Below are 25,980 nucleotides of genomic sequence, written 5' to 3' on the forward strand. Positions count from 1 at the left end.
CAATTTAAAATTTTTCGACAATTATGTGGCGACACCCAATTTTTAAGTGAATTAAAAAACTTAGACACTTTTTATGAATAGATGGAAACTTCTAAATTCTTCTTTTTTTCATTTGCGGATTTCAATAAGCTTTATGGTTAGCCAGAAAATATTAAGGAATTAAAAAAAGATTTACATAGTAACGTGATCTGCTTTGAAGTACAAAAAGCAAAAATCACAGGTTAAAAAGACAATTAATTAAAATACTAAAAGGTACTACAATTCGCAGTACCTTTTTTGTACAACTTGGTTTGGATGTTTCGTGAATCAAAATTTAACTAAAGCCCCTCTTAACTTAATATGAATGCTGTTTTCGAAAAGATTGTTGCTATTCAACTAACTGGCAGGATAATTTAAAAAGAGATCTTTTATATTATTTGCAATATAATTTATCAAGAAAAAAGAGCCATTAACAATGGCTCAGAGGAAAAAAGAAATCAACATAAAAATCTGAAGAAATCAAAAAGTAGTAACACAAGATAAGAAATTACATACTTCTTTTTACATTAATAAATTGAATAATTGGATTGGTTAGATGGGCTATACATAGAGCGATAAACAGGGTGTAGTTGTTTCCTTTTCCAATAAAGAAGAAGTCAATTACCCATAAGAGTAATAAGGTATAAAATACTAATTGGTAGCTTAAAGAAGAACTCTTTTGAATAATTTGTTTACCCATTTCATCCTTCTTTACTTCTTGACGAGTGCGCCAGGTGAAAAATTGCCCCCAGGCTACAAGTAAAGCAATGATTAATAAATATTCAGTTACATCGTAAGAAGAGTCTTCAAAATAAATATAGCTAACTAAAGTTCCCCCAAAGTATATAGTTAGTATGAATAACAATAAAAAACTTACTATTTCTTTTTTACTCATCCTCTCACCCCTTGAAATTGAAATAATTCATCAACAGTACTCTCTAATTGATAAGCTAATTGAAAAGCTAATTGGAGTGTAGGGTCATATTTGTCATTTTCAATAGCATTGATGGTTTGTCTTGAGACCCCACAAAGTTTAGCTAATTCTTCTTGTGATAGTTTCTTTGATTTCCGTTTAAATTTTATAATGTTTTGCATTTTCCTCTCCTTGAATAAAATGTCAAAATCTTTTTACATTTATTATTGTAGTTTACATTTTTTGATATGTCAAATACTTTTGACTTTTTATGATTTGTGAAATTCTACACTTAAAGACGTGCTTTTGTTGAATATTAGATTCACGATGATTCCAGAAGTTTTTGTAGAATCATCACTGTTTTTTTCACTGGACAGTTAAAGCTACAATCCTTGAGAAAACAGCCAATAAGAAAAAGCGATACTTCTTAAGAAATATCGCTTTTATACAACATACAAATTATTTATTTGGAGTTCCACCTCTCCAATTTAAACGGCTTTTTCACAAACACAAGATTGACATACACATTGATATATTACGTGTAGTACATTTCATAGACGGAATACCATCAGAATCACGATTATCAATTCCGCAAATGATTACCTTTTCATCATCATTACCTGACAATTTATACCTCTTAACTTTTCCTTTGTAGTTCACTTGTTCCAAGCCATAATGTATATAAAATGGATTCGCATAGTGATTGACTTGTATTGTGTAGGTTATTCCATTCAACTCAAGTTTCACAGGTTGAAAAATCCCTTTACTAATGCGTTTTCTGAATTGTTTCGGTGACAGTTCATCATACAAACTGTTTCTTTCCTTCAATTCATCTTCCGAAATAGAGCTATCAACTTGTAATAGTACATCATTTGCAGTAGTCAAACTCTTCATCTTACTCGTCAGCTATACCAAACTCCTTCTTAATTCGGATATTGTTCCTCAAGGAATTAATGTGTTCAATAAACCCTTCATCTTCTAGTAAGTTTTGAAGGAATTCTTCTAATACTTGGCTTTCTGTTAAGCCGGTATAAACTGCGTAGTGTTTAATGAGTTTACGGGTTCTTTCTGACAATCTATATTCACTGAATTCCACTTTTGAATATTTAGGTTCAATAAATTTCAAATAGTCTCACTTCCTTTATTAGTTCCTTGCCATTTAAATTAACACGTTTACAAATTCGAGTAAAAAAAAAATTTATGTATTTGCATCGTTATAGAACTTACTATAACGTAACCTATTTAATACGATTTGATATACCAATTCGCGTAAAAATTGTTGAAAAACCGCTTTATTTCAATAAAAAAGGATATCCAAATCATTTCGATTTGATACCCCTTTTATAGTTTTTTTATGTTTTATACTCGAAAACAGAACCCGATAGCTATATAGCTCTTTTTTAGTACTTTATCCGATAATTACTCGCTCTTTAGGATAGTGATATTTAGATTTTTTACCCCTACCTCCACCTCCTAAAGTGTAAAGGAAGGAAATTAAACCGACACGACCAACAAACATTAAAATCATAATGATAATTTTCCCAGCTACTGATAGATCAGAGGTGATTCCTAAAGACATCCCACACGTTCCGAACGCTGATGTAATTTCAAAAATTATTTGAATCAGTGTTGCATGTGGCTCAGTAATGAGTAAAATAATTGTTGCAACTAATACCATAAAGAATGCCAATAAAATAACAACAAACGAGCGGAAAACATCAATTAAATATATTTCACGTCCGAATACTTGAATATCCTCTCTTCCTCGTGAAAAGGTAATTAGGAATAGAATGGCCATGGCAAATGTAGTTGTACGTATCCCACCTCCAACTGAACTCGGTGAGGCACCAATAAACATTAAAAAGCTCATAAAAATATCTGTTGCTTCACTAAAGGTTGTTACATCATACGTCGTAAGTCCAGCTGATCGTGTTGAAACAGAATGGAACATTGCAGAAAATAGAGCCTCATGCCAAGACATTCCCTTAAAGGAATGGAATGATTCAAGCAATAAAATAACGACAGCCCCTACCACAAATAAAATTGCATATGTGGAAGTTGTTATTTTTGTAAATAAACTAAAGCGGAAGTTTGCATGGCGATTAAGTAAAAAGGTTTTCACTTCAATTAATACTGGGAAGCCTATTGCGCCAAGCACAATTAGCACCATCGTTATCAATTGAACAAAGTAATCTTTATGAAACGGAAGCAAACTCATGCCTGTAATATCAAAGCCACCATTTGTAGTAGCTGAAACGGAGGCAAAGACACCATGAAGCATTGCTTCTTGAAAAGTGTCAAAATAGTTTGTAAAGTGCAAAGTTAAAATTAATGCACCCATCAATTCAATACCAATTAATATTTTCAATATTTCCCGAATTAATTGAACAACCCCTGATAAATTGTATTGATTATGATCAATCATAATCAATTGACGCTCACGCATACCAATTTTTTTCCCAACTAGTAACCACACAAAGGTACCAAGTGACATAATGCCAATTGCGCCAAGCTGTAAAATGACAAGTACCATCGCGATCCCAAATGTTGTATAGCTTTCAGATATATTAAATGTTGTTAAACCTGTTACACTAACTGCACTTACTGCAGTAAACAAGCTATCTAATAATGAAACTTTTACACCTTCTTGATGAACGCCTGGTAGCCGTAGTAACAGGAAGGAAATCGCTATAGCTATAAAATAATAAGAGACAAGTACCTGAAAAGGTGTGACAAGTCTATTTTTTGATCTTTTCCAGGGCACTTTGACAACCCCTTCCTTATGTGATGCCAAACTCGATAGATATTAGTATAGAAAAAATACTTAAAAAAAGAAAGAGGAATAGATACGACTATTCCTCTAAAAGATCATTGAACTTGTTTTTTATGACGAACTCCTACTAAATAGCCTACTAATGCGATGCCCACTAAGACAACCCAGAAAGTTAACTCCCACGCAGTAGAATGTGGGAACTCTGCAGGTAAAATACCCACCTTCTCATGTGCCAAAGTTAATACAACAAGCTTTACGCCTACCCAACCTACAATTAAAAACGCAGCGGTTTCAAGTGAGGGATAGTCATTTAATATTTTCACAAACCATTGTGCCGCAAATCGCATCATGATGACTCCGATAAATCCTCCAAGTAACATGACGCTAAATTGTCCACCATTGATGCCACCAATATCAAAGTTTCCTAACTTCGGTAAAGTTACAGCAATGGCAACTGCTGCAAGCATAGAATCAATAGCAAATGCAATATCCGCGGCCTCTACCTTAAGCACTGTCATCCAAAAACCAGAGCCCTTTTTCCCCGCTTCTTCGTTAGATTCTTCTTCTGAATCCTTTTTATAACGCAAATCATATATATTTTTGGCCGACATAAATAATAGATAAGCTGCTCCCAGCGCTTGAATTTGCCAATAATTCACTAATACTGTAATGACAAAGAGTGCTGAGAATCGGAAAATTAACGCGCCGAACAATCCATAAAATAATGCTTTTTTTTGTTGCTCTCGTGGTAAATGCTTTACCATCACAGCCATTACAACTGCATTATCTGCTGCTAATAACCCTTCCAATACTACAAGTACAATAAGTACCCAACCGTATTGTAATAAAATTGATTCCATTTATGTGCCTCCTCTAAAGCCCTGTATACTCAAAATAGTCATTAATATTCGAGTACAAAAGAAAAGACCTCTGCCTCTATAAAAAGGCAAAGGTCTCGCTAAGCAAATAAATACCTGACACTTTTTTATCAGTACCACTCAATGACTAGTAGATCAATTATGCCTCGGTATAATTGCGTCCGGAGGCTTTAGGCCAACAAATGTTTTCTGTGCGAAAGCGTAGTGTTAACGCAGCGACAGCAACACGATGTTGGTCACTCAGTCGTTACCACAGGACGTGGCGTTCTTAGACTGAGTTCCACTATTTCAGCCGATGTTTGGACATCCACTGAAAAAAGTTGAAATACTGCTAGCATAGAGTTACTCGCCTATCACACCCGATGGTAAAAACCATGTCATGACGAATGTAATCCAGATACATCGCTCGTATCTGTTAGCTACTCCCCTTTGACAAAACGTCGAAGGTTTTTTCTTCTGTTAACTTATTATAGCACTATCCTATATGAGTGGCAAAATATTCTCCACTACTAATTAAGACTACACTAACTGCCATACACGCCCGACTGCTTCACTTTATTTGAATTTGATAACGTTTATCTTCTTTATGCACTAAATAAAAATCAATCATTCTAGGCATAGTCTGTATAAAATCAGGGCAAGTAATACCACCCTTTTTCAAAATAGCAACTGCTTCTGATGTATCGAACTTAGCATTCCAAGTTAAGTAGTCTAAAGTTTCTTGCTCAACCCTTAGATTTTTTCTAATACATGGCACTTGTAAAGATAATCTTGCTAAAGTTAACGGCAATCGCCCTTTAGGATAATGGTTCGTTAATAATTTTACCATCATACGATACACTTCCTGCACAGGATGCGGTTTTGGATCCGTTAGATGTAAAGTTTTCCCTTCAGCACATTTTTCATCAACTAGATAAGTCGAAGCGTTTATAATATAATCCACCGGCACTACATTTATTGTTGCTTTCGATTGACCAATATACGGGATAAACGGAAGGCATTTTAATCTATCAACCATATTTAAAAAGAAATAAGGCCCATCGAATTTAATAGTCTCTCCTGTTTCAGAATGTCCACGAACTATGCCAGGTCGAATAATTGTCAATGGTATTTCTGATTTCAAATCCTCTACTCGATGCTCAGCTTCATATTTTGTTTCCTCATAATAGTTTTTAAATGCAGGAGGACGAATTAGTTCGTTTTCACATAATACACCTTCACGCGTTCCTGCTACATACGCTGTACTAAAATACATATAGCGTCTTAAGTTTGGAAGTGTTCGAACAAAATCATTGACCATCGTCGTACCATGCACATTTACCTTCCATGCAATATCGCGTGGTACTGCTAAATCATAAATTGCAGCTAGATGCCAGAGCACCTCAATTTGAGGTACAATTTCCTGTACGATTTGGTTTTCTAGACCGAAATTCGGTAATGTAATATCTCCCTCTACAATACGAATAGAACAATTAGGAAACTCTGCAAGAATATTTTCTCTTTCTACATTGGCCTTTACTAATTCCCCAGCTAAAACAATTGCGATGACTTCCTGTGATTGTTTTTTTCGAAATAACTCTCGTATTAATTGACTTGAAATAAAACCCGGAAAACCTGTAAAAAAATGAACACCCATCTCTCATCCCCCCTGAGCTTACCGTTTCCTAGTTTCTTTATCCATTAAGCTGTAAATAATCGGTACAATATATAATGTCAACAAAGTAGATGTCATAAGTCCTCCGATGACTACAATCCCCATCGGTTGATTCATCTCTGTCCCTTCACCAATACCAAGAGCAAGTGGTAGCAATCCTAAGATTGTTGTTAATGCAGTCATTAAAATAGGTCGAAGTCGATCTTGTGTAGCAAGTAAAATCGCATCATACGTCGCCATACCTCGAGCTTTTTGTTGATTAATGTAATCAACAAGTACAATCCCGTTATTCACGACAATTCCAACTAGTACTAAAATTCCTATAACCGATGTCACACCAACTAGTGTGTTCGTAGCAAACATTGCAATTGCAACACCTATAATCATTAATGGTACTGTGAACATAATAACGAATGGGTATTTGAATGATTCAAATTGTGCAGCCATCACGATATATACAAGCACTATTGCTAACGCCACTGCTAAAAGCATATCATTAATCGCACTATCATAAAGCTCACGATCTCCACTAAAGACAACTTGAGTTTCAGTTGGTAAATCTACTTTTTCTAATGCTTTGTCCACTTTTGCTGAGATGCCTCCTAGTGATTCCTTCGTTTCATACTCAACAAAAAATGCAACAGCAGCCGCCTGATCAGAACGTCTTATCGATACTGGTCCTTCCTGCACAGAAACAGTCGCAATGTCCTCTAGCTTTACAAATAAACCAGCAGGTGAACGAAGCTGCATCGATTTTAATGACTCAATACTATCATTAAACACTTGACCAAAGCCCGTATAAACAGGTAATATAGCACCATCCTCAGCCATTATTTGCGTAGTGACCTGACCCTTTGTCATTTGATTAACAGTTTGAGCAATTTGTGCAGGTACAAATCCGTAGTCCTTCGCCTTTTCTCGATCTACTTCAACTTGAATTTCTTTTACAGTTATATCTAAATCCGTAGATACCTTTGTGACGGCTTTTTCCTTTAATAGCTCCTGCTGTACTTTATCAACAGAGTTATGAAGTCTTTGCTCATCAGAGTCTGTTAACCTAAACGTTAATGTATTTGGTGAGGAACCGGTTGTCGTTGAGACATTGAAGTTGAGTTCAACTTGTTCACCTAGCTCTGCATGCAAATCTCGCTCAACCTCTTCCACAAATTCAAAAATCGAACGGTCCCTATCTGCTAAAGGGACAAGCTTTACATATAGCTCTGCTTGGTTTGCACTTGTTTGCCCTCGTGCTTGTGCCTGCTGTGTACCACCGATTAAGCTAACATATACGTCAACATCTTTCTCCTGTTTCAAGCGATCCTCAATTTTCGCAACAACTTTTTCTGTTTCCGATACTGCTATCCCTTTTTCAAGATTTACGCTAATGGATGCAAATCCTTCGTCGGTTGGCGGTAAAAACTCCGTGCCAATTTTCATAAGCCCAAACAATGCAAGTCCAAAACAGACAACTGCTGAGATTAGTACAAGCATACGGTGACGCAATACCCAAATAATTGATGCTTTATAGCTCTTGTAAAAGGATGACTCATTACGTTTTTCATAAATATTCGATGATTTCATTTTTAAAAGACGACTTGCAAGCATTGGGACAACTGTTAATGCAACGACTAACGAAGCAATTAAGCTAAAGGAAATAGTTAATGCAAATTCTGTGAAAATTTGCCCTATCAACCCTTCAATAAACATTACAGGAATGAATACTGCAATAGTTGTAAGAGTGGAAGCTGTAATCGCAAGTGCCACTTCCTTTGTCCCTTCCTTAGCTGCTACTATCGGGGCCTTGCCAAGTCCTAAATGTCGTTCGATATTTTCAATAACGACGATAGCATTATCAACCAACATACCGATGCCAAGTGCTAACGCCCCTAATGTCATAATATTGAGCGAGAAATTTGCAAAATACATTAAAACAAATGTAACAATCACTGAATATGGAATCGCAATACCAATGATAATGGGGCTTTTCACACTACGTAGAAAGACAAATAATACGAACATTGCGAATAATCCACCTAGAAGTAAAGAGGATCCGATATTACTAATCGCTAAATCAACGTAGTTTCCTTGGTCCACTAAAACGTCTGCAACGATTCCTTGATATTGCTTCTTCGTTAACAATTCATTTAACGCTTCTTTAAAAGCTTTTGATACCTCTGCCGTATTAGCACCCGACTCCTGTAACACAGACATTAATACTGCAGGATGCTCATTTGCTCGAGTTGTAGTTACGGATTTTTGCTCTGTGCGCTCAACAGTCGCTACTTCTCCAACTGTTAATGCTTTCCCATCTAGTGGATTTACTGAAATGATTAAATCAGCAATACTTTCTGGCGAATTTAAAGTACTCAATATTCGAGTAGTTAACATCTTCCCATCTGCTGTTAACACTGGTTCACCAGGTAGGGAAACATTGCTCGATTGAATAATTTGAATAATATCTGCTTGAGTTAATCCTTTTTCAACTAGCTTCGATTTATCTAAAGTTATTTGAACTTCTTCTACCAGCTTACCGGAAATGTTGACACTTGCGACACCAGCTGTTCGACGAAGTTCTTTTTCCAAGGCTTCCGCCAGTAAACGTACATCTACATTATCATTTTCCGCCCGTAGTGAAAGTTGTATTATAGGAAATTGCGATGGATCAAATTTTAAAAAGCTAGGTTTCTCAGCACCATTCGGTAAAGGGGTCATATCGATTCGTTGTAAAATATCGAGCTGAGCATCTTCAATATTCGTTGACCAATCAAACTCGAGAATAATTAAATTGGATCCTTCTTGAGAGGTAGATTGTAGTTTTTTTATCCCTGGTAAGGTGGCGAGCGTTGTTTCTAAAGGCTTCGTTACTTTCTCATTAACCTCTGTTGGACTTGCACCAGGATAAGAAGTAACAACGATGCCTATTGGCGGACGTAATTCTGGAATAAGCGTAATGGGTATTTTTAATAATGACACGCCACCTAATATAATAACTAACAACATCGTAACTATTGTAAAAACAGGCCTTTTAATAGAAAAATTACTAATGTTCACTGTTACAAGCTCCTTTTCTATCTCTTCCTTTCTATAATACCCGAAAAGCAGAATGTTTTAACTTCCCATTTTTTTATAGGTTTAAAATATAGCTCACCCCCAAAATTAGGAGATGCAATTCGTTAAAGCCATGCCATATGTAAGTTGATTGGAGTGGAGACTGGGCGACTCATTGGGGATTATCGTCACAGATGAGACCCTGGAGCGAGCAAATAGAGGAACGAAGGCTAAGAGCATCCCATCCTGTGATAACGCCTTCGTGACCAACATCGTGCTGTTGCTACGTTAGCACTACGCTTTCGCACAGACAAAAACACTTTGCTGCTGCTACGTTAGCATTACGCTTTCGCGCAAAAACATCTGTTGGCCCAAGCGGCTCATCGGACGCCCCCAGGAAGCTTTGCTCTGCGCGAAAGCGAAGCGGCAGCGATAAAAGCGCCCAGTCGGAACGGAAATCAACCCCACGTTATGCTGATGAGGCTCAGATTTCCTAATACTGTATATATTCTACATATAGCTCCAATTTCCCTTGTAAAAAAACACGAATCGCAACATGTCGATTCGTGTTTTTTATTATAAAAGGCTATACAATTTAATGTTTTCGTTTTTATCAGCGAACCAGCGCATAGCAAATTCATTTTCAAATAGGAAAACAAGATTATCAAAACGGTCTTTTACAAGCATTGAACGACCTGAAGACATCGATTCTTTAACATCTTCTTCATTTTCAATCCATCTTGCAATTTTCGAACCAATTGGCTCCATCTTCACTTCAACATTATATTCGTTTTTCATACGATGCTCAAAAACTTCAAATTGTAATTGACCAACTGCCCCAAGAATAACTTCTTCTGTATGCAACGTTTTATAATATTGAATAGCGCCTTCTTGCACTAATTGTAAAATACCTTTATGGAATTGCTTAGATTTCATAACATTTTTCGCAGTTACACGAACAAATAGCTCTGGCGTGAACTGTGGCAATTTTTCAAATTGGAATGTCTTTTTACCACCTACGACTGTGTCACCAATCTGATAAGTACCTGTGTCATATAAACCGATAATATCACCAGCAACAGCTTCATCTACTGTTTCACGGTCGTCAGCTAGGAATTGTGTAGATTGTGTTACTTTGAACGATTTACCTGTACGAGATAAAGTCATGTTCATGCCACGTTCAAATTTACCCGATACGATACGCACAAAGGCAATACGGTCACGGTGTGCAGGATTCATGTTTGCTTGAATTTTGAAAATGAAGCCCGAAAATTCTTCATGCTCAACTGGATCAATAAATAGTTCATCCTCAGTAATTCGAGGCTGTGGTGTTGGCGCAAATTGTAAATATGTTTCTAGGAATGTTTGCACACCAAAATTCGTTAAAGCAGAACCAAAGAAAACAGGTGTTAATTCACCACGGCGAATTTTTTCTTCAGAATACTCATTACCCGCTTCGTCAAGCAACATGATGTCATCCATTGCTTGTGAATAATAAGACGTCACCTTCATAGGATGCTCGACTGCAAGTTCCCCATTATCATCAATTGGTAAGAAACGTTCTTCTTCCTCAGTACGGAATTGCTCGATACGTTTATTATAACGATCATAAATACCTAGAAACTCTTTACCCATACCAATCGGCCAGTTCATTGGGTAAGCATTAATGCCAAGTACTTCCTCAAGCTCTTCAATCAGCTCAAGTGGCTCTTTCCCTTGACGGTCTAGTTTATTGATAAAAGTAAAAATCGGAATACCACGCATTTTACAAACTTTGAATAGCTTTAAAGTTTGAGCTTCAATACCTTTGGCAGCATCTACGACCATGACAGCACTATCCACCGCCATTAACGTACGATAAGTATCCTCTGAGAAATCTTGGTGACCTGGAGTATCCAAAATATTAACACGTGATCCGTTATAATCGAATTGCATAACTGAAGAAGTTACAGAAATCCCACGTTGCTTTTCAATTTCCATCCAGTCAGATGTTGCAAACTTACCTGTTTTCTTCCCTTTTACTGTACCAGCATCACGAATCGCACCGCCAAATAGTAAAAGCTTTTCTGTAATCGTCGTTTTCCCAGCATCAGGGTGACTGATAATGGCAAAAGTTCGACGCGATAATATATCTTTTTCTAAATTTGAATTCATCTCGTCATTCTCCTTTTTTCATACTTAATAATAATAAAAGAAGACTTGCCCTTCTTACAACCTTTTTACATGAATTCCCCAAAAAAGAGGTGGTGAGGCACAATGATATAGCTTCCTCAAACATTTCGATGACTGCCACTTCCATTCTATCGCTCACCCGTACCGTCGTGGCTAAACAGAGTTTTGATAGCAGCATTTGAGCATTCACCTTCCTGTTAAAAGAGCTCAAAAAGAAAACCCTTTAGTACTAACTAAAAGGGTTCTCTGAATATGGTGAACTTGCCGCATTATTGCATGCATTAAGTTCACACTATCAAGTACGCTCTAACATCCTCATTGGAGATCATATATTATACAAATTTTAGACGGCCAGCTTCTATTGCAATATCTGCATCACTATGCGGATATTTAGTATTCTCAATAATTTGATAATCTTCATGTCCTTTACCAGCAAAAATAATCATATCTCCTGGTTCGGCAATTTCAATCGCATGACGTACTGCCTCAGCACGGTCTCCTATACATGCATAATTTTCATGTAGCATCCCTTTTGCAAGATCACCTGTAATACTATCGTATTCTTCATAGCGTGGGTCATCTGTCGTTAAAATAACGTAATCAGCGGCTGATGCCTTTTCTGCCATTGCCGGACGTTTCGATTTATCACGATTACCACCTGTACCTACTAGGAAAATAAGCTTTCCTTTTTTATATGGTTGAGCCGAAGAAATAGCTTTTTCAATTGCATCAGGTGTATGTGCATAATCAATAAAAATCTGCACAGGTAAATCCGAGCAAACTTTCTCCATGCGTCCCTTTACTGGTGGTAATTGCTCAATTTGCTCAATGATTGTTTCGATTGAATAGCCACGACCATAAAAAGCAACCATAGCTGCAAGCACATTGTATATATTAAATTCCCCGAGTAAATGCATCTTTACATGGTATATTCCCTCTGGTGTATCAACATCAAAAGAAGTCATGAAATCATGATACTCACAGTTAATAGCTCGGAAATCAGCTTCTTCACTTTTTAAACCATATGTCCATACTGGAAATGGTGTCATCGTAGCATAGCGCTCTGACCAAGCATCATCAGCATTTAACACTACACATTTATTCTTTTCTAAGTCTTGTCCAAGTTGAGAGAATAATAAGCCCTTCGCATGGCCATATTCCTCCATCGTTCCATGGAAATCAAGATGATCATGTGTAAGATTTGTAAAAATAGCTACATCATACTCTACACCAGCTAGACGTCCAAGTGCTAAACCGTGTGAAGATACTTCCATCGTCATTAATCGGCAGCCTTCCATTTTAGCGCGGAATATCATTTGTTGAGTCGATAATGCATCGCTCGTAGTATTTGCTGATTCATATAAAATACCATTTAAATTAAAGCCGATTGTTCCTGTTAGTGCAGATTTCTCGCCCATACCATGCATTATATTTTGAATAATACCTGTTACAGATGTTTTACCATTTGTCCCTGTTACGCCGATCATTGTCATATCTTTCGATGGATAGTCAAAAAACTTTGCAGCTAACAAGCCAACTGCCCGATCCGTATCTCTCACAATGACCTGTGCAATATTTTCTCCTAATGGTAATCTTCGTTCCGTCACAACAATTGTTGCGCCACCTTCAACAGCTTTTTGTGCATAGTCATGACCATCTACTGTATAACCTTTTATACAAACAAACATACTATTTGGTTGTACACTTCGTGAATCAATTACAATATCACTCACTTGGTCAGGTAGCACTCCAATTATTTTTTTCAAAGGTAATGCATTCAACAATTCCTCTGCATACATTTCATAGTCCTCCAATCAATCTCTACATTCATTTCATCATTAGTTGTTTATTCGACAAAAAATGACAAGATGAATACCCCCACATTCTATTGAATTTATTTTACTACTTATTCGCCTATAAATAAAATCCCTGTAAGGACGTTTTTTTAATGAAAACGCTATCATTTTAATATATCTTTCATATTTCATTGAAATTTGGCTCTTCACCTTAACATGGAGGTGATTTCCGTTCCAACTTCTAGAAATGACATACGCTTTACAACTTCGACCTGACTATCAAAAATCGGCATTTATCGACAACTTAAAAAGTTGGTAAAAAAAGAGAGGCGCCAGTGATCCGACACCTCATTTTTATTATTTCATAATAGTTCGCACAAGCTTAACCTTTTGTTTATACGGGGGAAAGAGAACATTCGTCTCTAACTTCGATGATTTTTTTAAGATGGATTTTGGATGGGTAAAGTTTTCAAAGCTTGCCTTCCCGTGATATGCTTTCACCCCGGATGGTCCGACACCACCAAATGGCAAATGTAAATTTCCTACATGTGTAATCGTATCATTTATACATCCTCCACCAAATGGTAACTCCTCTAAAAAGTACTGGGTAGCTTTTTCATGCTCTGAGAAAAAATAAGCAGCTAAAGGCTTTGGTAACTGACGAATTTGGTGAATGACCAGCGGTAAATCATCGTACATCATCACAGGTAAAATCGGTCCAAATAGTTCATCCTGCATTGAAGGACTTGACCATTTCACATATCCAATAATTGTAGGCTCAATATACAAATCATCACGATCTGTTCTACCACCAAATGTAATGGCATCACGTTCTTCCATAATAATTTGCTGTAAGCGATCAAATTGTCTTAGATTCACAATACGGCCGTAGTCAGGGCTTTTTAATGCATTTTTACCATAGAAGGAACGAATTGTTGCTTTCAATATTTTCATAAATCGATCATAGACATCTTTATGGACAAGGACATAATCTGGTGCCACGCAAGTTTGTCCAGTATTTGTGAATTTACCCCAAGCGATTCTTTTCGCCGCAACTTCTAAATTGGCTGTTTGATCGACAATTGCCGGACTTTTCCCACCAAGTTCTAGGGCAATTGGTGTTAACCGTTCCGCCGCTGCCTTTGCAACAACTTTTCCTACTGCCACACTCCCTGTAAAAAATATATAGTCAAAGGATGCATGAATAAGTGCCGTCACTTCTTCTTTTTCTCCTTCTACAACCCGAACGTAGGAAGGGGCAAACGTTTCTTCAATTATTTTTTTAACAATTGCTGCTGTATGCACAGATGTTTCTGACGGTTTTACAATAGCCGTATTACCACCAACAATTGCACCGATTAAAGGCTCCATTACAAGCTGGAATGGATAATTGAATGGACCAATGATTAAAGTTACTCCATACGGTTCTCTTACAATAAAGCTTTTTCCCATCTGGTATTGAATCGGTGTTTTTACAGCTTCAGGTTTCATCCATTCTTCAATATGCTTTACCATATAAGATATACTATCTAAAACAATGCCGACTTCTGTTGCATATGCCTCAAACTCACTCTTACGTAAATCTAAATATAAAGCATTCAAAATTTCTTTTTCATATTTTAAAATGGTTTTCTTCAGCTTTATTAATTGCTCTTTCCGAAATTTTGTACTCTTCGTTGCTCGTGAAAAATAAAATTGACGTTGTTCTGTAATCATATTTTCTACATCTTGTGTCGTAAAATTCATAATAAAAGCACCCCTTTTTTAAAATGGCATACATAGTTTTTTCATTTCGAAACAAACTATCTTTGTCTATACGATACAACATTGACAACCAAAATTCCTCTTATATGAGTGGGATGCGTAAAGTTTAAAGCTAGAACTGATGATGGTTTTTTGATTTCAGGAAATTTACAACTACATATCGAAAATTGAAACGGGGGCGTAGATGCATGACAACAACAACAGGAACTTGGTGGGAATCTATTTTTTCTGGACCATTAGCACACGGTATTTGTGAAGAAAAATTATTGCTATTGCAAGATGAGGCTTTCTTATATCTCTCTACAATACCGGTCGAGAAAACAACAGAAGAACCTGAAGCTAATTAAAAAATAGCGCGTTATAGGAGGTTATTTCCTATAATGCGCTATTTTTTGTACTTCATACTGAAATGGAATTTTTAGTTTACTAATAACATTCCACTGAAAAATGTAGTTTTGAGACCATTAATGGTGAATTGCTTTATCAAAAATAGCTTTTGCAGCATCCCCAATATGTTCTGATACTGTAGGATGTGGAAAAATCATATTTGCAAGAGTGTGGGCCGTGCCACCAGCATTTTTAGTAGCTAAAATAGCATTTAATATTTCTGTTGCCCCATCAGCAACAACACACGCTCCTAAAATACGTCCTCCCTTTTTCGTCGCAATAAGCTTTATGAAGCCCACTGTATTTTCTTCCATTAATGCCTTAGGGTTTGTATGTAAAGGCATTTGAGTCACCGTATAAGGTTCTGTAACCTGCTCTTCCAGTAAACCAAATGTCGCAATTTCAGGATGAGTATAAACACAGCGAGGAATCGATGTTTGATCAATTAATGCCGGCTTATTCCCCAAAATATGCTCCACAACATGAATTCCCTCTGCACTCGCTGAATGAGCTAGCTGGTAACCACCAACTAAGTCACCTATAGCATAAATGTGTGGCTGACTTGTTTCGAGATGCTCATTGACAGCAATCAATCGACCATCGAATGCTAGACCAAGTTGCTGAGCTATTTCTGTATTCGGGCGTCGCCCTGTTGCAAACAGTAGATTTTCATATGTATAAATGCCTTTAGAAGTATAAATTTCATTGCCATTAAAATGTTCAAATTGGAAATCTGTCACAAGCTCAATATTAAGCTTTTCCATCTTTTCACGAATAAGTGGTCGTGCATCTGGCTCTTCTGTCTGTAAAATGTCTTCACTATGATTCAGCACCGTCACCTTTGTTCCAAGTGGTGCTAAACTAAATGCCATCTCTACTGCAATAACGCCTCCACCGATAATCGTTAACTGCTTAGGTAACTCTTTTAAATCAAAAAATGTATCCGTTGTATAAAAGGAAGACGTCTCTAACCCTTTAAAAGGCGGTACAAATGGTTTACTCCCGGTTGCTAAAATGATATCCGTTGCTGTAAAGGTCTCACTTCCGACTGTTACAGTTAAATCATTAGATACTGCCGCTTCTCCTCGATAAAAGGTAATTTGATTGTTCAAAATATAGCCCTCAATATTCGTTAAAAGCTCGTCAATAATCGCATCCTTACGTTTCATCAATCGTGGAAAATTCACATTGACTGTAGGAGTTTCAATACCCCAGTCATTACCACGTTGAATTTCTTGAATGAGTTTACTATGCTCCAATAATATTTTCGAAGGAATACAGCCGACATTATAACAGGCTCCTCCTACTTTATAACGCTCTACTAAAGCGACCTTTTTACCACTTTTTGCTGCATGAATGGCTGCTACATAGCCCCCAGGACCTGCGCCAATAATTGCAATATCAAATTTTTCCATGAAATTCACCTCGTTTACCACCATAGCATTTACAAAATTTGAATGCAATGCCATGGGGATACAGTGAATGCAGAAATCCTTTGTCTACTCCAACGAATACAAACCATCAGCAACACTAGAATTTAAGGTGCAATAAACGAAAATGTCCCTCACTATTCATTTTGAACAATGAGAGACTTTATTTTTATAATCATTTTTTCCATATGGATGTGGTATTTCAAATAAAATGTAAAGCGTCTTGAAAGGGTACTGCTTCTCTTTCGTGGGTATTTTGCTCTGCCCACGGATGTTCGCTTTGCTTCCGCGGGTATTTGCTCGGCTTCCACGGGTATTCTCCTGCTTCGCGGGTATTCTCCTGCTTCGCGGATAATTGCTCGGCTTCTGCGGGTTTTCTCTCCACCCGCAGGTATTCGCTCGGCTCCACGGATATTCTCCTGTGACTCGCGTAAAGTTAATAAATATTCCGTTCCCAAAAGCGTTGTTGAGCGATTGCTTTTACAAATTTTTTAGCGAAATCTTTGTCGCCAGTTGCCAACACGATTCCTGGGCCTACATTGGCATTGGACATATTAAAAAATGTTGTTCCAGATGTAGCTATGCCAATCGGTTTGTAATGTCTATACGCTTCGTTGATATAATTTACAATATGTGAATTAAACTTTGCCTGATTTTTTGCTTTTACGCCTACAACATATAACGAGTCAAATAGTACCGCATCCGTAGTAATAAATGTGTCACTTGCTGTTAACTGAACGCCATCACTACTTGTAACAACCCCTAATCTGTCGGAAATAATACTGTATCGAACACCCTGTCTTGTTAAATATTTCAGTATTTCCCCAACTTCATTTGCGTCAAATCCATCACCTATTAGCACGCCTACTTTAAGTGTTTGTGGCATTTTTATAGTATTAGCTTGACTAAGTGCAGGTGATGATAACGTGACATTTATTTGTTCACCTTTTGGACGATTAACACCAACATTATCGGCCACAGTCGTTGCCATTGCTTTATCAACACGGACAAACATGTCGACAACCTGTTGGCGAACTGACTTACTTTTCACCTTCCCTACCTCAAAACTAAAGGCATCGATGATATGCTGTTTTTCAGGGGGTGACATACTATTCCAAAACAGCCTTGCCTGTGAAAAATGATCATCAAAGGATTTACTACGTGCTCGTGTGATACGTCCTTCAACCTTTTCTTCATAATGGACAAAGCCACCTTCCTTTGCCGTTGAAGTTGATGGTGTATTATTAGCCAAGGAATTTTTATGATAGCTCACTTTTCCTATATTAATAGTTTGACGACTAAAGCCATTGCGCTGATTGTTATGAAATGGACAGATGGATCGGTTAATCGGTATTTCAGAAAAGTTTGGCCCCCCTAGACGTATTAGCTGTGTATCTAAATAAGAAAATAGCCTCCCTTGCAAAAGTGGATCATTTGTAAAATCTATGCCTGGTACAACATTCCCAGGGTGGAAGGCGACTTGCTCAGTTTCAGCGAAAACATTATCCACATTACGATTCAAGGTCATTTTCCCAATCTTTTTAACTGGCACTATCTCTTCTGGCCACAGCTTTGTTGCATCCAAAATATCAAATTCAAATTTAAATTCGTCCTCTGGCTCAAGCATTTGTACACCGAGCTCATATTCTGGATAATCACCTATCTCAATTGATTCCCATAAATCGCGTCGTTGAAAATCTGGATCCTTTCCAGCAATAATTTGTGCTTCATCCCAAATGAGTGAATGAACCCCTAACACAGGCTTCCAATGAAATTTTACAAACCTCGATTTTCCTTTATCATTGACGAAACGAAAAGCATGAACACCGAAGCCTTCCATCATTCGAAAACTTCTAGGTATTGCACGATCAGACATATGCCACATAATCATATGCGCAATTTCCTGATTATTCGCCACAAAATCCCAAAACGTATCGTGAGCTGAGGCTGCTTGTGGCATTTCATTGTGAGGTTCAGGCTTTACTGCGTGAATTAAATCAGGAAACTTAATGGCATCCTGAATAAAAAAAACAGGTATATTATTACCAACTAAATCATAATTGCCTTCATCCGTGTAAAATTTCGTCGCAAAACCACGAACATCACGAGCAGTATCCATCGAACCTAAGCTTCCAACCACTGTTGAAAATCTGACAAATACAGGTGTTTTCTTATTAGGGTCCTGCAAAAAGCTTGCTTTAGTATATTCCCCCATTGATTCATACAACTCAAATTCTCCATGTGCTGCAAAGCCCCTCGCATGCACAACACGCTCTGGAATACGTTCATGATCAAAATGCGTTATTTTCTCTCGAAAGTGAAAATCCTCCATAATGGTTGGCCCACGAACTCCAGCTTTCAACGAATTCTCATCATTCGAAACTTTTAGCCCCTGATTCGTCGTCATCTTTTTTCCTTCATTATCGACACGAAACGGCTCTAGCTGCTGATTCTTTGCATTTTCATCTAAATCTTTGCGCTGATTCGACTTAGAATTATCCACGCAATCCCCTTTCGTCCAATACTCATAATTCTCAATATACACTATATGTTTGTCTGGAATAAACATGTCTTAAGGTTTTGAAACAGAAATGAGTTTAATCATTTATTTATACTCCTATTATTCAAGGTAGACTGAACCTAAAATTCCACCTTTTAATTCTTCTGCTCCGTTAGCAAAAAGGCATTTAGATGTACCTTATTGAACTCATGTTGCTTAGTTAAACATTTTGAAGGATATCTAGTAGTCCTAATAGAAATAATGTAAGTAGAAACATATAGCTTGGATTTATTACAAAAGAAAGGGGGTCTGTTAGAAAGCTTGAAAAAGACTATGTTCAGACGCTTGAAAGTTTCCTCATCATATTTATGATGAGGATTACTGCCACCACGCATCCATCCTAGAGAAACAGCCAGTTAATTGAACAAAAGTACGCCCAAGCGTACATAAAAAACTTTATAATGAATACTCCACTTTTGTTCGAAATGATCGACCCTGTAAAAATTGATTAAATCGAAGGAGAAACCAATGAAAATTGATATACAATTAACTGATAAAAATAATGGGTATATTATTAAAAACTTTTACCCTTTGTATTTATATGACCTATCAGGACATTATGGTAATCTACCAAATGTACACGGAATTTACGAGGATAGTGATGACTTCCGAACATTAATAGACCAGTATGAAGTTCAGAATATTTGGTGGGAAAAGCCAGATATTTTATTCCCCTACTCAATTTTAGTCGATGGGATACCAGCGGGGTTTATTCTAGTAGCATCCCCTCCACATTGTAATAAAGGAATTGATTATTTTTTAAATGAATTCTTTTTAATTCAATCATTAAGAGGTAGAGGTATTGCTGAACTTGCTGCAAATATGGTATTTGAAAAATTTAAAGGGAATTGGGAGTTGTTTACTAATCCATTAGAAAAAAACATTGCTGGACAAAAATTTTGGAGGAAGACAATTTCTAATTATACTAGTGGAGCTTACAGTGAGGAATACGGTGAAACTTTTAATGGAAATCAACTTATTTTTCGATTTAACAATTCTGAAAAATAATGTATATTCAAATAACTCAGACTAAAATAGTGATATGGAGTACCGTCAAGAAAATGGGCTTACCGTTGTATACCCGCATTTCCTGATTATGCGTATCAATGATATTTACACATACTTTAAACATTTACTCAAAACAAAACCTTGATTGGCAACTGAAGCGCCCCCAAAGTTAGATTTTTGTCTAACAACCGGAATCCGCTTCAAATTACCTATCAAGGTTTTTTCATCATTATTCAGCTATGTTTTCTATTTAAACGCTTGAGCAGCTGCTACAGCTTTTTTCCAGCCTGCATAAATTTCTTCACGATGTGAGTCATCCATATTAGGTGTGAATTGACGATCTAAATTCCAATACTCACTAATTTCATCTGTTGTTTTCCAGAAGCCAACTGCTAAACCTGCTAAATACGCAGCACCTAAAGCTGTTGTTTCGTTAATGACTGGACGATCAACAGGAACATTTAATAAATCTGATTGGAATTGCATTAAGAAATTGTTTGCAACTGCACCACCATCTACACGTAATTTCGTTAGTGGGATATTGGCATCCGCTTCCATTGCACCAAGTACGTCTTTTGTTTGATACGCTAACGATTCTAATGTTGCACGTACAAAATGTTCTTTAGAAGTACCACGCGTTAAACCGAAGACTGCACCTCGTACATCTGAATCCCAATAAGGTGTACCTAGACCAACGAATGCAGGAACTACATAAACGCCATCAGCCGACTCTACACGTGCAGCATATTGCTCAGATTCTGAAGCAGAACGGAACATTCGTAAACCGTCGCGTAACCATTGAATAGCAGAGCCAGCTACGAAAATACTACCTTCTAAAGCGTAAGTAACCTTGCCATTTAAGCCCCATGCAAGCGTAGTTAATAAACCGTTCTCTGATTTTACTGCCTTTTCACCAGTATTCATCAGCATAAAGCAGCCCGTACCGTAAGTGTTTTTAACCATACCTTCTTCGAAACAAGCCTGACCGAATAGAGCAGCTTGTTGATCACCCGCAGCCCCTGCAATTGGAACAGCCGAACCAAAGAACAGAGCTTCCTCCGTATATCCATACACTTCTGAAGAAGGACGAACTTCGGGAAGCATAGAAGCAGGGACGCCCAAAATATCTAATATTTCTTCATCCCATTTTAAATCATAAATATTGTACATTAACGTACGAGAAGCATTTGAATAATCTGTAACATGGACTTTACCACCTGTTAACTTCCATATTAACCACGTATCAATTGTACCGAATAATAAATCGCCTGCTTCTGCTTTTTCACGAGCACCTTCAACATTGTCTAAAATCCATTTTACTTTTGTACCTGAGAAGTATGCATCGATTAATAAACCTGTTTTATCACGGAATAAATCATTGTAACCGTTTTCTTTCAATTCCTCACAAATAGCGTTCGTTTGGCGTGATTGCCATACAATCGCATTATAAATTGGTTTCCCTGTATGTTTATCCCAAACAACAGTTGTTTCGCGTTGGTTTGTAATACCGATCCCAGCAATTTGATGTGATTCAATATTTTTTGCTGAAAGCACTGTAGCGATACAAGAAAGTATAGAAGACCAAATTTCTTCTGCGTGATGTTCAACCCATCCTGATTGTGGGAAATATTGCGGGAATTCTTGTTGTGCAACGTGGAGAATGCTCCCTTTTTCATCAAACAAAATAGCACGTGAGCTTGTTGTACCTTGGTCCAAAGCTAAAATATATTTTTTTTCTGACATCGGTCATACCTCCAATGATTTTTTTAATCGCAATTATGCCAAGGCATAATTGATTTACTCTTCACTTTTAACATTATTCACTGTCATTTGAGCACTGATAAAAATAATAACTACGATAATAGCAAACACCCAAAATGCGATACTATTTTCCCCTTCAAAAATTTGTTTGAAAAATAGGGCACCAAATGTACCACCGATAATTGGACCTACAACTGGAATCCATGCATATGACCACCCTGAATCACGTTTACCTGGGATCGGTAAGAAAAAATGAGCTATACGTGGACCTAGGTCACGTGCTGGGTTAATTGCATAACCAGTAGGACCACCTAATGCCATACCGATGACTACAATAAGCATACCAACTAGAAATGGATTTAAGCCATCCGTAATTGTATTTGTTCCTAATGCTAGGATACCTAAAACAAGTATAAATGTACCAATCATTTCTGAAATTAAATTTGATAGTGGATGTTTAATAGCAGGCATCGTAGAAAATACAGCCAGTTTTGCTTCCGGATCTTTCGTACCTTTCCAATGTGGTAAATACATAAAATAAACGAGTACCCCACCCAAAAATGCACCAATTAATTGTGCAGCAATGTAAGTAGGTACGTCTTCCCACGGGAAATTACCGATTGAAGCAAGCGCGATCGTTAAAGCAGGATTTAAATGAGCCCCACTAATACCACCAACAGCATATGCAGCCATAGCCACACCTAGACCCCAAGCGAATGTAATTACTACCCATCCACCGCCAAAACCTTTCGATTTGTGAAGTGATACACCTGCAACAACGCCACCACCGAATAAAATAAGAATCATCGTGCCGACAAGCTCAGCTGTAAATGTTGACATACAAGACCCCCCTTTGTAATAGTGCACTTAGTAAAAAAATAAACCCACACTTAAACAAACTGCATGTTGAAATGCAGATGAATAAATGTGGGTTCCTTTTCCTAACCACGCGCTTTTTAACTTATGTACATTGTAGAGAAAATAATATACATAGTCAACAATATTTTTGGAAATTTTCCCACAACTTCTTATTTGATGTCGTAATCGCTACTGCTCCAGCGGATAACGCTTCCTCTATACTTTCAACAGTGCGGACTAGTCCACCTGTAATAACAGGAATTTTTGTTCGCTGGTGTACTTCTGAAATCATTGAAGGAATGATGCCCGGTAATAATTCAATATAATCTGGCTTCGCTGATTCAATCATTGAAAAGCTTTTTTCTAGTGCAATCGTATCAATTAAAAAGACGCGCTGAATTGCAATAATCCCACGAGATTTTGCTTTTATTAACATATTAGATCGAGTGGAAATTATACCTGCTGGACGGATATCATTGCATAAAAAATCAGCTGCAAAATTATCCGTTTTTAACCCATGAATTAAATCTGCATGAATAATTAATTTTTTACCGTTACGATCTGCTTCTCGTTTTATGGACATGAGCAAACTAATATGCACTTCTAATAGAACAATGTATTCGAATCGACTATTTAATATTTCATCAAATTGCTTAACTGTTCGTGCTGCGGGAATGATTTGTTGATCATTGAAATTCATTTGATTTCCCCTTTATTCAAAAAGTCAGGCCGCCATTAAGACGACCCTCCTTTTTATTATAATGCAGTTGTAGCTCTTGTTATTTCTATATTTAAATCTTTTTCATATTGCATACGTTGTTCAGTAGACCAATGTAATTGTTTTGCCATTTCATCTAATATCGCATCTTTATATTGTTTTACAAGAGCGATATTAAAGAACATATACGCTGTACGACGAATCATAAAGTCGTTTGGATGAACAACCATTTCCTGATGAATACCATACAGTAGCTGAGCGTATAACCCTTGTGGTAAAACTGGATGTTTTTCTTTAGCATATTCAAAAACAGTATCTACATTTGAACCGTAATGATGTGCTAAATGTTTTGCTTCCGCTTCTGATAACCCAAGATCGACACCCATTTTTGTTCGTTTTGCCACGAAGGCATGTAAGTTTTTAGAGCCACCAACATCCCCACCAGAAATGTGAATTTGCTTTGTATAACATGGTTTTGATGTTATGCCAAATTTTTGTTCTAAATCTTGTGCAATCTTATTTAAAACTGTTTCAGCCATTTTACGATAACCAGTTAATTTACCACCAGCAATTGTCACGAGACCAGATGCAGATTCCCATACTTCGTCCTTACGGGAAATTTCAGATGGATTTTTACCTTCCTCATGAATTAATGGACGAACACCTGCCCAGCTTGATTCGATATCTGCATCAGTAACATTAACTTTTGGGAACATATAATGAATTGCCTTCATAATATAATCGCGATCTTCTTGATGGATATTCATTTCTCGAGCATCGCCTTCGTAAAATGTATCTGTCGTTCCAACATATGTTTTCCCATCTCGAGGAATCGCAAACACCATACGACCATCAGGAGTATCAAAATAGACCGCTTGACGTAATGGGAATTTAGATTCATCAAAAACGATGTGCACACCTTTTGATAAAATTAAGTGCTTACCATTTTGTTTCCCTTCGATTTTACGAACCTCATCTACCCATGGACCCGCAGCATTCACAACTTTTTTTGCACGAATATTAAACGTGTTATGGGCAATCAAATCTTGTGCTACGATACCATTAATTTTCTTTTCGTCATTGTATAAAAAGTTCTCTGCCTTTGTATAGTTAATGAGTGTAGCTCCTTTTTCGATAGCAGCTTTAGCAACTTCGACAGTCAGACGTGCGTCATCTGTACGATATTCTACATATACACCGCCGCCACGCAATTCCTCGGCTTTGACCAAAGGTTCTTTTTCCATTGTTTTTGCAGCATTTAACATATATCGACGTTCAGAACGTTTAACCCCTGCTAAAAAATCATAGACACGTAAACCTATATTCGTCGAGAATTTACCAAATGTGCCTCCTTTATGAAATGGCAGTAGCATCCAAACAGGAGTTGTTACATGTGGTCCATTTTCATAAACGATCGCACGCTCTTTTCCTAAATCTGCAACCTCTTTTATTTCAAATTGTTTTAAATAACGAAGTCCACCGTGCACTAATTTTGTCGAACGACTAGAAGTACCAGCGGCGAAGTCTTGCATTTCAACTAACGCTACAGATAGTCCACGAGCAATTGCATCAAGTGCGATACCACAACCTGTAATCCCACCACCGATAACCAATAAATCATATTCTTTACTTTCTAATTCTACAATCGTTTGTTGACGTTGTATTGCTGAAGCTGTGCTCATAATGAAATTCCTCCTTATTTAAAGCGAAAAAAAGAGACCATTAAAAGCACATGTACAAATGTACATATGTTTTTAATGGTCTCTCAATCGCTCAAACCTAGTATATTAACTTAATTTCATTGTAATCGGTTTAGAAAGAAAAGGCAAGGTAGATCATCTAGAAAGATTACGAATACAACATACACTTTTCAATCATTTATAGGTTTAAGGACGTGTCATATGTACAGTTCAATTGTCATGGCTTCAGATATTGTTCCCAAATACAAAAAATTTATTTACCTACATTTTTGAGTAGAAGATAAAAAAATAAAAACACTACAATCAACTTAATATATGTCATACTTCCACCCTTTGTGATGAGAAATAAAAATAGCAGGTTCTCCATTAAGTAATAGAAAACCTGCTGAATAGCAATGCGTCCGGAATTGGCTTTGTGCTTAGGCCTGCAAATGTTTTTTGTGCGAAAGCGTAGTGCTAACGCAGCGACAGCAACATGATGTTTTTTGCGTAAAAGCGAAACGACAGCACCGATGCAGGCCAGTTAGCCGTTATCGCATGGA

20 protein-coding genes are annotated in these 25,980 nt (G+C 37.1%); 2 read left to right on the forward strand and 18 right to left on the reverse strand.

The genetic code is table 11. The features are described from left to right. Positions 1-526: 526 nt before the first annotated feature. The 11 genes from ACFVT8_RS12135 to ACFVT8_RS12185 form a co-directional block, all read right to left on the reverse strand. Entirely contained in the window at positions 527-913 is a 387-nt protein-coding gene (locus tag ACFVT8_RS12135; RefSeq protein WP_387079619.1) for a hypothetical protein, read from the reverse strand. Next, a complete protein-coding gene (locus tag ACFVT8_RS12140; protein WP_387079617.1) occupies positions 910-1,113 on the reverse strand; it encodes a helix-turn-helix transcriptional regulator in 204 nt (67 codons plus the stop codon). Before ACFVT8_RS12140 ends, ACFVT8_RS12135 begins: the two co-directional genes overlap by 4 nt. Positions 1,114-1,432: 319 nt before the next feature. Continuing rightward, positions 1,433-1,816: a hypothetical protein gene (locus tag ACFVT8_RS12145; RefSeq protein ID WP_387079615.1), complete on the reverse strand. Its 384-nt coding sequence runs from the start codon at positions 1,814-1,816 to the stop codon at positions 1,433-1,435. A gap of 10 nt (positions 1,817-1,826) precedes the next feature. Further along, entirely contained in the window at positions 1,827-2,057 is a 231-nt protein-coding gene (locus ACFVT8_RS12150; protein WP_387079613.1) for a hypothetical protein, read from the reverse strand. Between the two features lie 282 nt (positions 2,058-2,339). Then, a complete protein-coding gene (locus ACFVT8_RS12155; RefSeq protein ID WP_387079611.1) occupies positions 2,340-3,695 on the reverse strand; it encodes a TrkH family potassium uptake protein in 1,356 nt (451 codons plus the stop codon). 104 nt (positions 3,696-3,799) lie between these two features. Continuing rightward, on the reverse strand, positions 3,800-4,564 hold the full coding sequence (locus ACFVT8_RS12160; RefSeq protein ID WP_387079609.1) for a TerC family protein: 765 nt from the start codon (positions 4,562-4,564) through the stop codon (positions 3,800-3,802). Between the two features lie 568 nt (positions 4,565-5,132). Further along, complete coding sequence (locus ACFVT8_RS12165; protein ID WP_387079607.1) at positions 5,133-6,218, reverse strand: SDR family oxidoreductase; 1,086 nt, start codon at positions 6,216-6,218, stop codon at positions 5,133-5,135. A gap of 18 nt (positions 6,219-6,236) precedes the next feature. Further along, a complete protein-coding gene (locus ACFVT8_RS12170) occupies positions 6,237-9,287 on the reverse strand; it encodes an efflux RND transporter permease subunit (protein WP_387079606.1) in 3,051 nt (1,016 codons plus the stop codon). A gap of 573 nt (positions 9,288-9,860) precedes the next feature. After that, positions 9,861-11,438 (reverse strand): peptide chain release factor 3, encoded by a 1,578-nt coding sequence (locus tag ACFVT8_RS12175; protein ID WP_387079604.1) that lies wholly within the window; start codon positions 11,436-11,438, stop codon positions 9,861-9,863. 350 nt (positions 11,439-11,788) lie between these two features. Then, positions 11,789-13,255, reverse strand: a complete 1,467-nt coding sequence (locus ACFVT8_RS12180; protein WP_387079603.1) for a UDP-N-acetylmuramoyl-L-alanyl-D-glutamate--2,6-diaminopimelate ligase — start codon at positions 13,253-13,255, stop codon at positions 11,789-11,791. 354 nt (positions 13,256-13,609) lie between these two features. Beyond that, the gene (locus ACFVT8_RS12185; protein WP_387079601.1) at positions 13,610-14,998 is read right to left on the reverse strand and encodes an aldehyde dehydrogenase; all 1,389 of its coding nucleotides are present in this window, start codon (positions 14,996-14,998) and stop codon (positions 13,610-13,612) included. Between the two features lie 206 nt (positions 14,999-15,204). Between ACFVT8_RS12185 and ACFVT8_RS12190 the strand changes: the two genes are divergently transcribed. Further along, positions 15,205-15,363, forward strand: coding sequence for a hypothetical protein (locus ACFVT8_RS12190; RefSeq protein WP_387079600.1), 159 nt, complete (start codon positions 15,205-15,207; stop codon positions 15,361-15,363). Positions 15,364-15,480: 117 nt separating this feature from the next. Here ACFVT8_RS12190 and lpdA read toward each other — a convergent pair whose 3' ends face one another. The 3 genes from lpdA to ACFVT8_RS12205 all read right to left on the reverse strand — a co-directional run bounded on the left by lpdA (position 15,481) and on the right by ACFVT8_RS12205 (position 19,336). After that, a complete protein-coding gene (gene lpdA / locus ACFVT8_RS12195; RefSeq protein WP_387079598.1) occupies positions 15,481-16,818 on the reverse strand; it encodes a dihydrolipoyl dehydrogenase in 1,338 nt (445 codons plus the stop codon). Between the two features lie 217 nt (positions 16,819-17,035). Then, complete coding sequence (locus ACFVT8_RS12200; RefSeq protein WP_387079596.1) at positions 17,036-17,242, reverse strand: hypothetical protein; 207 nt, start codon at positions 17,240-17,242, stop codon at positions 17,036-17,038. 27 nt (positions 17,243-17,269) lie between these two features. After that, a complete protein-coding gene (locus ACFVT8_RS12205) occupies positions 17,270-19,336 on the reverse strand; it encodes a catalase (RefSeq protein ID WP_387079595.1) in 2,067 nt (688 codons plus the stop codon). Positions 19,337-19,861: 525 nt separating this feature from the next. Here ACFVT8_RS12205 and ACFVT8_RS12210 point away from each other — a divergent pair. Further along, positions 19,862-20,401: a GNAT family N-acetyltransferase gene (locus ACFVT8_RS12210; RefSeq protein WP_387079593.1), complete on the forward strand. Its 540-nt coding sequence runs from the start codon at positions 19,862-19,864 to the stop codon at positions 20,399-20,401. Positions 20,402-20,647: 246 nt separating this feature from the next. Here ACFVT8_RS12210 and glpK read toward each other — a convergent pair whose 3' ends face one another. The 4 genes from glpK to ACFVT8_RS12230 form a co-directional block, all read right to left on the reverse strand. Beyond that, on the reverse strand, positions 20,648-22,144 hold the full coding sequence (glpK, locus tag ACFVT8_RS12215; protein WP_387079592.1) for a glycerol kinase GlpK: 1,497 nt from the start codon (positions 22,142-22,144) through the stop codon (positions 20,648-20,650). Between the two features lie 54 nt (positions 22,145-22,198). Continuing rightward, positions 22,199-23,002 carry an MIP/aquaporin family protein gene (locus tag ACFVT8_RS12220; RefSeq protein WP_387079590.1) on the reverse strand — a complete coding sequence of 268 codons (804 nt, stop codon included), beginning with the start codon at positions 23,000-23,002 and terminating at the stop codon, positions 22,199-22,201. A gap of 154 nt (positions 23,003-23,156) precedes the next feature. After that, on the reverse strand, positions 23,157-23,720 hold the full coding sequence (locus tag ACFVT8_RS12225; RefSeq protein WP_387079588.1) for a glycerol-3-phosphate responsive antiterminator: 564 nt from the start codon (positions 23,718-23,720) through the stop codon (positions 23,157-23,159). A gap of 56 nt (positions 23,721-23,776) precedes the next feature. Beyond that, on the reverse strand, positions 23,777-25,420 hold the full coding sequence (locus ACFVT8_RS12230) for a glycerol-3-phosphate dehydrogenase/oxidase (protein WP_387079587.1): 1,644 nt from the start codon (positions 25,418-25,420) through the stop codon (positions 23,777-23,779). Positions 25,421-25,980 lie beyond the last annotated feature (560 nt).

It is taken from the genome of Lysinibacillus sp. NPDC058147, assembly GCF_042884205.1.
GTDB lineage: Bacteria > Bacillota > Bacilli > Bacillales_A > Planococcaceae > Lysinibacillus.

Excerpts from the sequence above, each read along its gene's own strand:
- glpK (WP_387079592.1), bottom strand. The coding sequence starts at position 22,144 with ATGTCAGAAAAAAAATATATTTTAGCTTTGGACCAAGGTACAACAAGC.
- ACFVT8_RS12160 (WP_387079609.1), bottom strand. The coding sequence starts at position 4,564 with ATGGAATCAATTTTATTACAATACGGTTGGGTACTTATTGTACTTGTA.
- ACFVT8_RS12190 (WP_387079600.1), top strand. The coding sequence starts at position 15,205 with ATGACAACAACAACAGGAACTTGGTGGGAATCTATTTTTTCTGGACCA.
- ACFVT8_RS12185 (WP_387079601.1), bottom strand. The coding sequence starts at position 14,998 with ATGAATTTTACGACACAAGATGTAGAAAATATGATTACAGAACAACGT.
- ACFVT8_RS12140 (WP_387079617.1), bottom strand. The coding sequence starts at position 1,113 with ATGCAAAACATTATAAAATTTAAACGGAAATCAAAGAAACTATCACAA.
- ACFVT8_RS12165 (WP_387079607.1), bottom strand. The coding sequence starts at position 6,218 with ATGGGTGTTCATTTTTTTACAGGTTTTCCGGGTTTTATTTCAAGTCAA.
- ACFVT8_RS12135 (WP_387079619.1), bottom strand. The coding sequence starts at position 913 with ATGAGTAAAAAAGAAATAGTAAGTTTTTTATTGTTATTCATACTAACT.
- ACFVT8_RS12175 (WP_387079604.1), bottom strand. The coding sequence starts at position 11,438 with ATGAATTCAAATTTAGAAAAAGATATATTATCGCGTCGAACTTTTGCC.
- lpdA (WP_387079598.1), bottom strand. The coding sequence starts at position 16,818 with ATGGAAAAATTTGATATTGCAATTATTGGCGCAGGTCCTGGGGGCTAT.
- ACFVT8_RS12220 (WP_387079590.1), bottom strand. The coding sequence starts at position 23,002 with ATGTCAACATTTACAGCTGAGCTTGTCGGCACGATGATTCTTATTTTA.
- ACFVT8_RS12225 (WP_387079588.1), bottom strand. The coding sequence starts at position 23,720 with ATGAATTTCAATGATCAACAAATCATTCCCGCAGCACGAACAGTTAAG.
- ACFVT8_RS12180 (WP_387079603.1), bottom strand. The coding sequence starts at position 13,255 with ATGTATGCAGAGGAATTGTTGAATGCATTACCTTTGAAAAAAATAATT.
- ACFVT8_RS12210 (WP_387079593.1), top strand. The coding sequence starts at position 19,862 with ATGAAAATTGATATACAATTAACTGATAAAAATAATGGGTATATTATT.
- ACFVT8_RS12230 (WP_387079587.1), bottom strand. The coding sequence starts at position 25,420 with ATGAGCACAGCTTCAGCAATACAACGTCAACAAACGATTGTAGAATTA.